Origin of the sequence: Marinimicrobium agarilyticum DSM 16975 (genome assembly GCF_000423345.1) — a bacterium.
Lineage (GTDB): Bacteria > Pseudomonadota > Gammaproteobacteria > Pseudomonadales > Cellvibrionaceae > Marinimicrobium > Marinimicrobium agarilyticum.
The window spans coordinates 284501-297655 of sequence record NZ_KE384008.1 but is presented as its reverse complement, the minus strand read 5'-3'; the positions used below and the strand labels follow the sequence as shown (position 1 = coordinate 297655).

At 59.8% G+C, this 13155-nt stretch carries 10 protein-coding genes; 1 reads left to right on the top strand and 9 read right to left on the bottom strand.

Going from position 1 to position 13155, the window contains the following annotated elements; all coding sequences use genetic code 11:
- Positions 1-14: 14 nt before the first annotated feature.
- The 9 genes from trpA to leuC all read right to left on the bottom strand — a co-directional run bounded on the left by trpA (position 15) and on the right by leuC (position 12101).
- On the bottom strand, positions 15-821 hold the full coding sequence (trpA, locus tag G547_RS0117190; protein WP_027330889.1) for a tryptophan synthase subunit alpha: 807 nt from the start codon (positions 819-821) through the stop codon (positions 15-17).
- 24 nt (positions 822-845) lie between these two features.
- The gene (trpB, locus tag G547_RS0117185) at positions 846-2090 is read right to left on the bottom strand and encodes a tryptophan synthase subunit beta (protein WP_027330888.1); all 1245 of its coding nucleotides are present in this window, start codon (positions 2088-2090) and stop codon (positions 846-848) included.
- Positions 2080-2754 carry a phosphoribosylanthranilate isomerase gene (locus G547_RS22055; RefSeq protein ID WP_281167798.1) on the bottom strand — a complete coding sequence of 225 codons (675 nt, stop codon included), beginning with the start codon at positions 2752-2754 and terminating at the stop codon, positions 2080-2082. The genes trpB and G547_RS22055 overlap by 11 nt, the downstream gene beginning before the upstream one ends.
- Positions 2755-2845: 91 nt before the next feature.
- Entirely contained in the window at positions 2846-3745 is a 900-nt protein-coding gene (gene truA / locus G547_RS0117175; RefSeq protein ID WP_027330887.1) for a tRNA pseudouridine(38-40) synthase TruA, read from the bottom strand.
- A gap of 114 nt (positions 3746-3859) precedes the next feature.
- Positions 3860-7027 carry a FimV/HubP family polar landmark protein gene (locus tag G547_RS0117170; RefSeq protein ID WP_027330886.1) on the bottom strand — a complete coding sequence of 1056 codons (3168 nt, stop codon included), beginning with the start codon at positions 7025-7027 and terminating at the stop codon, positions 3860-3862.
- A gap of 351 nt (positions 7028-7378) precedes the next feature.
- A complete protein-coding gene (asd, locus tag G547_RS0117165; RefSeq protein ID WP_027330885.1) occupies positions 7379-8488 on the bottom strand; it encodes an aspartate-semialdehyde dehydrogenase in 1110 nt (369 codons plus the stop codon).
- 42 nt (positions 8489-8530) lie between these two features.
- Positions 8531-9610: a 3-isopropylmalate dehydrogenase gene (gene leuB / locus G547_RS0117160; RefSeq protein WP_027330884.1), complete on the bottom strand. Its 1080-nt coding sequence runs from the start codon at positions 9608-9610 to the stop codon at positions 8531-8533.
- A 410-nt stretch (positions 9611-10020) separates the two neighbouring features.
- Positions 10021-10668, bottom strand: coding sequence for a 3-isopropylmalate dehydratase small subunit (gene leuD / locus G547_RS0117155; RefSeq protein WP_027330883.1), 648 nt, complete (start codon positions 10666-10668; stop codon positions 10021-10023).
- The gene (gene leuC / locus G547_RS0117150; protein ID WP_027330882.1) at positions 10665-12101 is read right to left on the bottom strand and encodes a 3-isopropylmalate dehydratase large subunit; all 1437 of its coding nucleotides are present in this window, start codon (positions 12099-12101) and stop codon (positions 10665-10667) included. The genes leuD and leuC overlap by 4 nt, the downstream gene beginning before the upstream one ends.
- Positions 12102-12236: 135 nt before the next feature.
- Here leuC and G547_RS0117145 point away from each other — a divergent pair, with 135 nt between their 5' ends.
- Positions 12237-13103: a LysR family transcriptional regulator gene (locus G547_RS0117145; RefSeq protein ID WP_027330881.1), complete on the top strand. Its 867-nt coding sequence runs from the start codon at positions 12237-12239 to the stop codon at positions 13101-13103.
- Positions 13104-13155 lie beyond the last annotated feature (52 nt).

Below are 13155 nucleotides of genomic sequence, written 5' to 3'. Positions count from 1 at the left end.
GTGTGCAAACCGCTCTACTCGTCCAGGCCGCGGCGAATATCACCCACAATGGCACCAACCGCGCCCGCAATCTGCTCGGCGCTCTGATCGTGCAAACTTCCCATTTTATCCACCAGGACACTGCCGACCACGACGCCATCGGCGAGCACCGAAAGCTTTTTGGCCGTATCCGGACCCTTGATGCCAAAACCGATGCACAGAGGCAGATCCGTCAGCTGACCAAACTCCTCGAGTTTGGTTTTAACAGCATCCACATCCAGGTGGCCGGCACCCGTCACCCCCTTGAGGGACACGTAATAGATAAAGCCACTGGCCAGGCCTGCCACGCGACGGGCTCGCTCCACGCTGGTGGTCGGCGCCAGCAGCAGGATATTGTCCACGTCCACCGCTTGCAGTTCGCGCTTCAGGGGCACCGCCTCCTCGGGCGGCAGATCGACCGTCAGGAGACCGTCCACGCCGGCCTCGGAGGTCATCCGGGCAATGGTTTCGTAGCCCATGCGCTCGATCGGATTGGCGTAGCCCATCAGCACCACGGGCGTATCTTTGTCGGTCTCCCGGAAGGCTTTGACCAGTTCCAGGGTGCCGCGAAGACTGATCTTGTGCTCCAGTGCCCGTTCGTGCCCGCGCTGAATGACGGGGCCTTCGGCCATGGGATCGGAGAACGGCACACCCAATTCGATGATATCCGCTCCCTGACGCACCAATTCGTGCATGGTGGGCAGGGTGGCTTCCGGGTAGGGATCGCCGTTGACGATATAGGTTACCAGGGCTTTGCGGCCCTGCTCGCGCAATAATTTGAAGCGTTTGGCAATACGACTCATGAATTCAGTTTCCCGATACGGCGCTTATACTTCGATTCCGTCGAGCTTGGCGACGGTCAGAATGTCTTTATCCCCGCGACCGGAGAGGTTGACCACAATGCTCTGGTCCGGACGCATGGTCGCCGCCAGCTTTTCAGCGTAGGCAAGCGCGTGGCTGGACTCCAGCGCCGGCATAATGCCTTCAACCAGGGTCGTTTTGCGGAAGGCCGCCAGCGCTTCCTGATCATTGATGGCCACGTAGTTCACCCGGCCCTGATCTTTCAACCAGGAATGCTCTGGACCCACGCCGGGATAATCGAGTCCGGCGGAGACCGAGTGGGTTTCGATGATCTGGCCGTTCTCGTCTTCCATCAGGTAAGTCCGGTTACCGTGCAGCACGCCGGGAATACCGGCGCTGAGCGGTGCGGCGTGGCGCCCGGTTTCAACACCGTCGCCACCGGCTTCAACGCCATACATTTCAACTTCGTCATCAGCGAGGAAGGGGTGGAATAGGCCGATCGCATTGGAGCCACCGCCGACACAAGCCACCAGAGCATCCGGCAGGCGACCGGTCTGCTCCAGACACTGCGCCCGGGCTTCGCGTCCGATCACCGACTGAAAGTCCCGTACCAGTTGCGGATAGGGGTGAGGGCCGGCGACAGTCCCAATGATGTAAAAGGTATCATCGACATTGGTGGCCCAGTCGCGCATCGCCTCGTTCATGGCATCTTTCAACGTCCGGGAGCCGGAGGTCACGGGAATCACTTCCGCACCCAGCAGCTTCATCCGATAGACGTTGAGTGACTGACGCTGAACGTCTTCCGCGCCCATGTAAACGCAGCACTTGAGGCCCAGGCGAGCGGCAACAGTGGCGGAGGCCACGCCATGCTGACCCGCGCCGGTCTCGGCGATCACCCGCTGTTTGCCGGTGAATTTCGCCAACAGGGCCTGGCCGATGGTGTTGTTCACCTTGTGGGCGCCCGTGTGGTTCAGGTCCTCACGCTTGAGGTAAATCTGTGCGCCGCCCACTTCCCGACTCCAGCGCTCGGCGTGGTACAGAGGAGAGGGCCGGCCGACGTAGTGGGCCAGATCCTTGTCGAATTCCGCCTGGAAGTCCGGGTCGTTCTTCAGGTCACTGTAGATACGCTGCAACTCGTCGAGCGCGTAAATCAATGTCTCCGACACAAACCGACCGCCGTAGGGCCCAAAATGCCCTTCGGCATTGGGAAACTGGCTGTAGTCGGTCTCGGAGTACCGCTTTTTGGAAAACGCTTGAGTCTTAGAAGTCACCATGTTCACCGTTAATGGCATTCGCAATAAACTGATTGAGTTTTTGGGCATCCTTGATGCCCGGCTCTGCCTCGACACCGCCGCTGACATCCACGGCGTAAGGGCGCGTCTGCGCCACCGCTTGGGCGACATTCTCCGGTGTTAGCCCACCGGCGAGAATGACGGGACGGCCGCAGGACTTGGGAACCCGTTGCCAATCAAATGTATCGCCGGTTCCACCGGGCACCCCTTGACGATACGCGTCCAAGAGGAATCCGGACGCATTGGGGTGTTCAGCCATCACCGCCGCGACATTGATGTCGGGGCGCATTCGAAGCGCCTTGATGTACGGTAGACCGTACCGTTCACAGTGTTCGGCCGGCTCGTCGCCGTGGAACTGCAGCAGTTGCAAAGGCACTTGCGACAATACCGACTGGATTTCCTCCGCCGTGGCATTGACGAACAGCCCCACCAGCGTCACAAACGGCCCGACCGCCTCGGCGACTGCGCTCGCCTCTTCAACCTTCACCGCGCGCGAACTGGGCGGGTAAAACACCAGCCCCAACGCATGAGCCCCGGCCCGCAACGCCAGTCGGGCATCCTCTGGCCGGGTAATCCCGCAAATTTTAATGCGAAGGTCCTGATTCATATCGCTCCGGCGCTGATGCTCTCTTTGAGTGCGCAGGCATTCAAAGCTGCGAAAACTGAGCGCAGATACTAGCAGAAATCCACGGAAATTGCTGCCGATTCAGCACCCTGCAGTGGCCGAGGCCCTATCAACCGCCCGGCTCAAGGCCACCCAATGGCTCGGGCACAAACAGCGGCCCGGGTGCCATCGACGGCAAACCGACCTGCTCCGGGTACTCGACATTGACCAGGTAGAGGCCAAAGGGTCGAGCGGTCACGCCGCCGGCCCGGCGGTCGCGGGCTTCAAGGATATCCCGCGCCCAACCGACGGGGGCCTCACCGGCGCCAATCGCCATAAGAACGCCCACCATATTGCGGACCATGTGATGCAAGAAGGCGTTCGCCTTGACCTCCAGCACAATCAGATCGCCCCGCCGGGCGATGTGAAGATAGTCAAGGCGCCGCACGGGACTTTTCGCCTGGCACTGACTGGCACGATAGGAGGTGAAGTCATGCTCTCCCACCAGCGCCTGCCCCGCCTCCCGCATGGCATTTTCATCGAGTGGCTTACGGGACCAGGTGATCTGCTGATGGGTCAGCGCCGAATAGGTTTTGCGATCGGAAATCAGGTAGCGATAGGTCCGGGAGACGGCACTGAAGCGCGCATGGAACCGGGGCTCCACCGCTCTGGCCCAGCGTACCGCAATATCGAACGGCAGGTTTGCTCGGGTGCCGAGCACCCAGGCCTTTTCCGGCCGGTCGGCCAGGGTGTCAAAGTGGACAATCTGACCGGTGGCATGAACGCCCGCGTCGGTCCGACCGGCGCAGACCAGCGTGACCGGTTCATTGGCCACTGCACTCAGGGCCTGCTCCAGATGCTGCTGCACCGTCGCCACCCCATTCGGCTGCGTCTGGAAACCATGGTATTGGCCGCCCAGGTACTCCACCGCCAACGCGACCCGGTTCATGCCTTCGGGCCAGGGCGTATCCCCCCGGATCTCCGCATTGCGGCTGTAGGCTCGGCCCTGTCGGCCATGAGTGTCGGTCATAGTGGCTTGCGGCTGCTCTCAGTAACTTGTGGTCGCCCACAAAGGCTGGGTCAACAAAAAACAAAGCCCTGCACAGCAACTGCGCAAGGCTTTGAGAGGGTGTTGAAGCCGAAACTAGCTTTCGATGCGGCTCAGAAGCTCAGCCGCTTCCTGCTGCTGCTGCTCATTCCCCTCTTGACGCACTTCCTCAAGAATATCCCGGGCGCCGTCGGCGTCACCCATATCGATGTACGCGCGCGCCAGATCCAGCTTGGTCGCCGCCTCATCGGTATCGGCCAGGAAATCCAGCTCGGCATCCATGTCTTCGCCAGAGCCTTCTTCGGCGGTAGATTCGGACAGCGTCTCTTCAGCTTCGGGCGTCTCTTCCGTTTCCAGACCCGACAACGCTTCCTCAAACATCTGGTCTTCGTCCACATCGGCCGAGACCGATTCCTGTTCCGGGTCCTCGGATTCGAGTGACAGCTCCTCTTCCTGAGCGGGTGCCGAGGGTTTGTCATCTTCACCCAGATCCGCATCCAGTCCACTCATTTCCTCATCGAGGGAGGAGAGGTCCATATCATTCATGTCAACATCGTCGAGATCCAGATCGGCCTCACCGGCAGGCTCTGCGACCGTTTCCGGTTCGGTCGGCTGCGTATCCCCGGGCTCTTCGGTCGCCTTGGCCAGCGCCTCATCCAGCTCCGCAAACGCATCCTGGCCCGACTCCTGCTCGTCTTCTGACGTAGCGTCGTTATCCAGTCCCGCCTCGTGGACCGTCAATTCGTCTTCCCAGTCATCGGACGCTTCAGCGCTCAGATCGTCAGAGGGCTCCAGGCGAACGTCGCTGTTGCTGTGCGTTTCCTCCTCATCCAGGAGGGAGAGTTCATCGTCGAGCGTTTCCAGGTTGGCACCCGTGGAATCATCGGCTTCGAGATCGAAATTCCAGTCATCATCAGCACTGATTTTCTCATCATCGCTCTCTGATGCCAGTTCATCCTCGCCGAGCTTCAGATCGAGCTCCGGGAAGGCGTCCTCGTCCTCGTCGGTGTCTTTTTCGCGAGAGGGAGCCTGCTCTTCCAGGGTCACGGTGCTGTCTTCATCCTCCAGATCGAAGTCGAGTGCAAACTCATCTTCTTTCTCCTCGGGCGTCTCTTCGAAAGACAGGTCATAACGGCTGGAGGACGATTCAATATCCCCCTCAGAGGTGACGGCTTTGGACTCTTCCGGCGTTTCGTCCAGGTCCAGCTCATCGTCCAGATCAAAACTGAAATCATCCTCCAGGCTCAGCTCGTCATTGTCTTCGGCTTTGTCCTTGGACTCATCCAGATCAAAGCTGAAATCCAGGTCACCGTCATCCGCACTCAGGTCATAAGAGTCGTCGGAACCGGACTCGGCCGCCTTTGGTGCCTCGTCTTCTTCCAGCGCGGTAATATCAAACTCGCCTGCGCCCGGGATGGTATCCCGCAGTTCACCGGCACGCTGGATCGCCATGCGGTCGTCGGTTCCCAGGAGGTCAGCGTAGAAGCGATCAAACGCCGCCACATCGCGATTTTCGGCATACACCTCAAGCAGCTTGCTCAGAATCGCCGGTGAGCCGGGCTCTTTTTCCAGCCCTTTGAGCAACAACTCTTCCGCCTGGTCGAGCTTGCCGTAAGCAATATAGATGTCCGCTTCACCGACCACATCCCCGGTCTCGGCTTCAACGCCGGAGTCCGCGTCCTCTTCCCACGGCTGGGCTCCAGCTTCAAATTCCTCCTCCTGAGACAGATCGATACCGGCCTCTTCCTCGTCATAGTGCTCGGAATCGCTCTCAGCGGCAAAACCTTCTTCCTCGTAGGCTGGCTCAAAGTCTTCCTCAAATACCTCTTCAGACCGGTCGGCCTGCGAAGCGCGATACCGGATAAACCCGTAAATGGCCAACAGAATCGCCAGCAAACCCGCGGCAACCCAGAGGAGGTTGTCCATCAGGTGATCGATGATTGTTTTTTCCTCGGGGACGGAGCGCACTACCCGGGTCGCGCGATCATCGCGATCGGGCTCGGGCGCCGCTGCGGGCTCGGGTTTCACCTGCTCAGGCGCTTGAGAGGCCTGGGCCTGAGCCACTTCCGCACTCTCGGACTGCGAAGCGGAGGAGACCGCGGAGCTCTCTTGCTGAGCCACCTGGGCTTGCTGGGCAGCTTCGGAACGATTGGCCGCTGCGGCCTGCAGAGCACTCAATTGCTCGTTGCTGGCTTCGATCAGGCTCTCCATGGTCTCGATCTGGGATTCGAGTTCCTCGACCCGGTTGGACAGCTCACGATTTTCACGCCGGGTTTTGTCCAGTTCTTCCTCTGCCGCCGCCAACTCGGACTCAAGCTCGGCCCCGGAGTCGGTGCTGTTGCCACCGCCCTGCCCGGCATCACCGGAACCTCCCGGCGCGGCCAGACGAACCTGACCACTGGCCTCGGATGGCCCACTGCGGGCACTGCGCTCGCGTTGACCGGCGTCCAACTGGGCACCCATTGTGCTGCCCTCGGACCACTCGCGGTTGTGTTCCGCAACTTCCCGCACCGCGCGCTGCTGATCCAGACCCTGAATTTCGGAACGATCGGGAAGACGCAGTACCTGGCCTTCCCTGAGCAGATTGATATTGCCGTTGATGAACGCGTCGGGGTTCTTACGCTGGATAGCCAGCATGGTCTGGTGGACCGACAGGTCGCGCCCGGGACGCACTCGCAGAGCGATTTCCCAGAGCGTATCGCTGTTGCCAACCTCATAGGTCTCTCCCGCGTAGGCGGGCGTCTGGGGCGCCTCACGACGGGACTGTGACGGTTCTTCGCGCCGTTGCGGCTGGGTACTCGCGCGGGAGCGCTGATTCTGCGACGTGGCGGCCTGCACGGGCTGTGCCTGACGCTCTTCATCAAAGGTGGGGAGATCCAATAGGAAGGTGTATTCACGCAGCAGACGACCACTGGCCCAGCGCGCTTCAACCAGAAAGTTGAGGTAGGGCTCTTTGACCGGATCGTCAGTGGTGACGCGAACCATGGGTCCGTCGGGGTGATCCAGCATCAGCTCAAATTTAAGCTGATTGTAGAACGGCATACGATCCAGCCCGGCCCGCTCGAAGTCTTCGAGCGAAGCCAGCCGAACGATAATCTCGTTCTCACCGAGTCCCCGCAGGTTGGTCAGTCGGATATCCGCACGTAGCGGCTGATTGAGCGCCGAGTGCAACTCGGACTCCCCTAGCCCCAAGGCATAACCCTGTTGAGCCACCATTAACATGGCCAGCCCAATCACAAAAATCAGCTTACGAAGCAGATGCATAGGATGATCCTTTATTATCTCCCTGGCCCCCTTGTGCCCGACGACTGTCATCGACTATCCCGTCGATTTTGGCGGCACGGCGAACCCGATTTGGCTTAGCAGGAGTTAAACAAACCTAGAATAATTCTTCACTAATGGCTGTAAGTATTCATTATAAGTAGCTTTTTATCAACACTTAGGTCTTAGAAGTGACCAGCTTTGTGGCATGTTTTTATACATTATTTGCACCGCCGCACAAAAAAGAAGGGTTTTGACGCCAGCGATTGTGCTCTTGCCTGCCCTCTTTTTGTGAAAAAAGCCCGCCCGGGGCGACCGGACGGGCTCTATCAGCGAACCTGATCCGAAGGATGATCAGGCTTCTTTCAGGATCCGCAGAACCCGACGCAGAGGCTCTGCCGCCCCCCACAGGAGCTGGTCGCCCACAGTGAACGCGGACAGGTACTGGGAGCCGATATTCATCTTGCGCAGGCGGCCCACCGGTACGGTCAAGGTTCCAGTGACAGCGGTCGGGGTCAGATCCCGCAACGTCGCTTCGCGCTCATTGGGAACCACCTTGGCCCACTCATTGGAGTCCGCCAGCATGCCTTCGATCTCATCCAGTGGAATGTCTTTGTTGAGTTTGATGGTCAGCGCCTGGCTGTGGCAGCGCATGGAGCCGACCCGCACGCAGACACCGTCAATCGGAACCGGGTTGTTGCTGCGGCCCAGGATTTTGTTGGTCTCGGCGATCGCTTTCCACTCTTCTTTGCTCTGGCGGTTGTCCAGCTGCTTGTCGATAAAGGGCAGCAGACTGCCTGCCAGCGGTGCGCCAAACTGGTCGGTCGGGAAGTCGTCACTGCGCATGGCGGCGGCGACTTTGCGATCAATGTCCAGGATAGCGGAACGCGGGTCGGCCAGCTCGTCGGCGACGGAGTCGCGCAGCGCGCCCATCTGGTTGAGCAGCTCGCGCATGTTCTGGGCACCGGCGCCACTGGCGGCCTGGTAGGTCATAGCGGAGACCCATTCGACGGCGTTGTTACGGAACAGGCCGCCCAGCCCCATGAGCATGAGGCTGACGGTGCAGTTGCCGCCGATGTAGTTTTTCACGCCTTTGCTGATGCTGTCTTTGATCACGTCGAGGTTGACGGGGTCGAGCACGAGGGCGGCGTCGTCTTTCATGCGCAGGGTGGAGGCGGCGTCGATCCAGTAGCCGGTCCAGCCGCCTTCACGCAGTTTGGGGAAGACTTCGCTGGTGTAGTCCCCACCTTGGCAGGTGACGATGGCGTCGAGCACGCGCAGTTCTTCGATGTCGAAGGCGTCTTTGAGCGGCGCTACGCCGTCTGCCACGGCGGGGGCTTTACCGCCGGCATTGGAGGTGGAGAAGAAGACGGGTTCGATGTCGGCGAAGTCGTTTTCTGCCTGCATGCGCTCCATGAGTACGGAGCCGACCATGCCACGCCATCCAATAAAACCTACTTTCATAATCTGTCTCTCTTTCTTTAAGTGAGTGAATTCTGTTTGCTCTTAACCCCGCAGCGCCTCAACCACGGCGTCGCCCATTTCCTGGGTGGAGACCTTGCGGCTGCCTTCGGTGACGATGTCTGCCGTGCGCAGGCCCTGGTCGAGCACTTTGCCGACGGACGCTTCGATGGCGTCGGCGGCGTCTGTCATTGACAGAGAATAGCGCAACATCATGGCGGCGGACAGTATGGTCGCCAGCGGGTTGGCGATGCCCTGCCCGGCGATGTCCGGTGCGGAGCCGTGGCAGGGTTCGTACATGCCGCGTCCGTTCTTGTCCAACGAGGCCGAGGGGAGCATGCCGATGGAGCCGGTGAGCATGGCGGCGGCGTCGGAGAGGATGTCGCCGAACATGTTGCCGGTCACGATGACGTCGAATTGTTTGGGCGCCCGGACCAGTTGCATAGCGGCGTTGTCGACGTACATGTGGGACAGCTCGACGTCCGGGTACTCCGGTGCCAGGCGGTCCATGACTTCGCGCCACAGCATGGTGGCTTCGAGGACGTTGGCTTTGTCCACGGAGCAGACTTTTTTGTTCCGCTTGCGGGCCATTTCGAAGGCGGTGCGGCCGATGCGTTCGATTTCGCTTTCGCTGTATTTGTAGGTGTTGAAGCCTTCGCGCTCGCCGTTTTCCAGCGTGCGGATGCCGCGGGGCTCGCCGAAGTAGATGCCGCCGGTCAGTTCGCGCACGATGAGGATGTCCAGTCCGGAGACGACTTCGGGCTTGAGGCTGGAGGCTTCGACCAGTTGTGGGTAGAGCATGGCCGGGCGCAGGTTGGCGTACAGTTCCAGCGAGGAGCGTATTTTGAGCAGGCCTTTTTCGGGGCGAATGGCGCGATCAAGCTTGTCCCACTGGGGGCCGCCGACGGCGCCAAGCAGTATGGCGTCGGACTGGCGGGCTTTTTCGAGGGCTTCGTCGGCCAGGGGGACGCCGTGTTTGTCGATGGAGCAGCCGCCCATGAGGTCTTCGTCGAAGCTGAGTCCGAGCTGGAATTGGTCGTTGACCAGGTTCAGGACTTTTTTGGCTTCCGCGACGATTTCGGGGCCGATGCCGTCACCGGGCAGTAGTAGTATCTGTTTTCCCAAAACGTTGTTCTCCAGAATAATTTTGTGTGTCTATAAATCGTGGTGTTTGTAAGCTACACCGCCATCTTCTGCTTTGGTTCTTTGTTGTAGTCCGGCTCGGGAGGAGCAGGAGGGTTTGCAAGACACGCCGTAAACCCATCCCTGGGGGCTCGAATCGCGGGTCCCCCGCTCCACGGTCTTGCAAACCCTCCTGCTCCTCCCGAGCCTCCGTGCCAACTGAAGCTGGTAAGCTTTAGTCCACCCAACGTACCCAATGTGTGGCACTGAGGTCCGTGGAGGGCGTATACCCTTTCAAGACCGTGGAGCGCGGGACACGCGATTCGAGCCTACAGGGACGTATTCACGGCGTGTCTTGAAAGGGTATACGCCCTCCACGGACCGGACGCTACGGCCGCTGCCCAACTAAAAGTTTAACGCAGCCCATCAAACAACCAGGGTGCTTCCTGGCGGCGTTGGGCTTCATACGCCTTGATGGCGTCTTCATGCTCCAGCGTCAAGCCGATGTCGTCCAGACCGTTCAACAGACAATGCTTGCGAAATTCGTCGATCTCGAACTCAAACGTTTCACCGCTTGGTGTTTTTACGGTTTGCGCTTCCAGATCGATCGTCAACTCGTAGCCTTCCTGAGCGTACATTTCCTTGAACAGACGGTCGACAATGTCGGCATCCAGAACAATTGGCAACAACCCGTTTTTAAAGCAGTTGTTATAGAAAATCTCGGCAAAACTCGGCGCGATGATGCAGCGGAACCCGTAGTCATCCAGCGCCCAAGGGGCGTGTTCGCGGCTGGAGCCGCAGCCGAAGTTTTCCCGTGCAAGCAAAACCTTGGCGTTCCGGTAGCGCGGGAAGTTCAACGGGAACTCCGGGTTCAGCGGGCGACCGCTGCAGTCCTGGTCCGGTTGGCCTTCATCGAGGTAACGCAATTCGTCAAACAGGTTTTTGCCGAAACCGGTCCGCTTGATCGACTTCAAAAACTGCTTGGGGATGATCATATCGGTATCGACGTTCGCCCGGTCCATGGGCGCGGCGATGCCGGTTATCTTGGTAAAGGATTTCATGCCGCTTGCCCTCCGGTAATTTCACGTACATCGACAAAGTGGCCGGCGATGGCCGCTGCCGCCGCCATGGCCGGACTCACCAGGTGGGTGCGACCGCCGTAGCCTTGACGCCCTTCAAAGTTGCGGTTGGAGGTGGAAGCGCAGTGCTCCCCTGCCCCGAGTTTGTCGGCGTTCATGGCCAGGCACATGGAGCAGCCCGGTTCGCGCCATTCAATGCCCGCTTCGATAAAGATCTTGTCCAACCCTTCCCTCTCGGCCTGTGCTTTCACCGAACCGGAGCCCGGCACCACGATCGCCTCCTTGACGGAGTCGGCTTTGCGGTGCCCCCGAACCACAGCAGCGGCGGCGCGGATGTCTTCGATCCGGGAGTTGGTGCAGGAGCCGATGAAAACCCGATCCAACTGGATGGAGCGCATCGGCTGGCCGGCACTCAAGCCCATATACTGAAGCGCCCGTTTCATGCTCTCGCGCTTGACCGCGTCCTGTTCGGCCTCGGGGTCCGGCACGTTGTCGTCAATGGAGACGACCATTTCGGGCGAGGTTCCCCAACTGACTTGCGGCTTGATGTCTTCGCCCCGCATCTCCACAACGCGGTCAAAGTGGGCACCGTCATCGCTTTTGAGATCGCGCCAGGCTTGCACGGCCTTTTCCCAGTTTTCACCTTTGGGCGCATAGGGGCGACCTTCAACATAGTCGATGGTGGTCTGGTCCACGGCCACCATACCGGCGCGGGCGCCCGCTTCGATGGCCATGTTGCACACGGTCATGCGCCCTTCCATGCTCATATTGCGGAAGACGTCGCCGCCAAACTCCACGGCGTAGCCGGTGCCGCCGGCGGTGCCGATTTTGGCAATGATCGCCAACACCACGTCTTTCGAGGTCACGTCCGGGCGGAGCTGACCATCGACACGAATCAACATGTTCTTCATTTTCTTGGCCACCAGGCACTGGGTCGCCATGACATGCTCGACTTCACTGGTCCCAATACCGTGGGCCAAGGCACCGAGGGCACCGTTGGTGGCGGTATGGGAGTCGCCACAGACGATGGTCATACCCGGCAGACTGGCACCGGACTCGGGCCCGATGACGTGAACAATGCCCTGACGCTGGTCGTTGATTTTGTACTCGGTAATCCCGTACTCGTCGCAGTTGTCGTCCAGGGTTTTCACCTGAATCAACGACACCGGGTCCTGAATACCGGAAACACCGGAGGCCCGCTCTTTCAGGGTCGTGGGCACGTTGTGGTCCGGCGTGGCCAGGATGGAGTCCGCGCGCCAAGGTTTGCGACCGGCCAGACGCAACCCCTCAAACGCCTGGGGCGAGGTCACTTCGTGAATGATGTGCCGATCGATATAGATCAACGCGGAGCCGTCGTCGCGCTTCTGCACGAGGTGGGCGTCCCAGAGTTTGTCGTAAAGGGTTCTCGCACTCATAACCGCTCGATTCCAAATCACAGTTGCTGTTCAAATTGCTTTAGTGAGGCTATTTTAAGGGCGGCCAACCAATAAAACAAATTTATAATTTTTATCTATTGCATTCCAATACGGAATGGATAAACTTCCACCCTTATGGACACTCAACACTTACAGGCCTTTCTGGCCGTCGCCGAAACCGGTTCTTTTTCCGCGGCCGGCCAGCGGCTGCACCTGACGCAGCCAGCGGTCAGCAAGCGCATCGCGACGCTTGAGCACCAGCTCGACAGCCTCCTCTTCGACCGGGTGGGCCGTCAGATCAGCCTCACCCACGCCGGTCTGTCGCTGCTGCCGAACGCCAAGCGTATCCTCCAGGAAGTCGCCGACGCCGAACGGGCCATCACTGACCTACGGGGTGAAGTCCGGGGGCGGCTGAGCATCGCTACCAGTCACCATATCGGTCTGCACCGACTGCCGCCGACACTCCGGCACTTCACCGAGCGCTACCCCGACGTGAAGCTGGATTTGCACTTTCTCGACTCCGAACAGGCCTACGAGGAAGTGCTTCAGGGCCGCTTTGACCTGGGTATTGTCACTCTGGCTCCGGACGCCGACCCGCGAATGACCGAGGAAGTGATCTGGCGCGACCATCTCTACTTCACCGTCGCCCACAATCATCCGCTGGCCGAACGCGAGTCCGTCAGTCTGGAAGATCTGAGCCCCTGGCAGGCCATTTTGCCCGATGCGAACACCTACACCACCCGACTGATACAGACGCTGTTTGACGAGCGCGGTCTGGCGCTGACGGTAGGCATGGTGACCAACCATCTGGACACCCTGAAAATGATGGTCTCAATCGGTCTCGGCTGGGGGGTACTGCCGCAAACATTATTGGGGGACGGACAGGTCCAGGTGCTCAATACCGAGCAACCGATGATCACCCGCAACCTGGGGGCCATTCATCATCGCCAGCGCAGCCTGAACAATGCGGCGCGCGTGTTCCTGCAACTGCTCAAAGGATAGCGTGGATCACACTTTGGCCGATCGATCGGGAACCTTACAACGTACACTCCGT

What these genes read in the sequence shown, in the direction of transcription:
- trpA (WP_027330889.1), bottom strand. Translation starts at nt 821, where the DNA reads ATGAGTCGTATTGCCAAACGCTTCAAATTATTGCGCGAGCAGGGCCGC.
- truA (WP_027330887.1), bottom strand. Translation starts at nt 3,745, where the DNA reads ATGACCGACACTCATGGCCGACAGGGCCGAGCCTACAGCCGCAATGCG.
- G547_RS0117170 (WP_027330886.1), bottom strand. Translation starts at nt 7,027, where the DNA reads ATGCATCTGCTTCGTAAGCTGATTTTTGTGATTGGGCTGGCCATGTTA.
- asd (WP_027330885.1), bottom strand. Translation starts at nt 8,488, where the DNA reads ATGAAAGTAGGTTTTATTGGATGGCGTGGCATGGTCGGCTCCGTACTC.
- leuD (WP_027330883.1), bottom strand. Translation starts at nt 10,668, where the DNA reads ATGAAATCCTTTACCAAGATAACCGGCATCGCCGCGCCCATGGACCGG.
- leuC (WP_027330882.1), bottom strand. Translation starts at nt 12,101, where the DNA reads ATGAGTGCGAGAACCCTTTACGACAAACTCTGGGACGCCCACCTCGTG.
- G547_RS0117145 (WP_027330881.1), top strand. Translation starts at nt 12,237, where the DNA reads ATGGACACTCAACACTTACAGGCCTTTCTGGCCGTCGCCGAAACCGGT.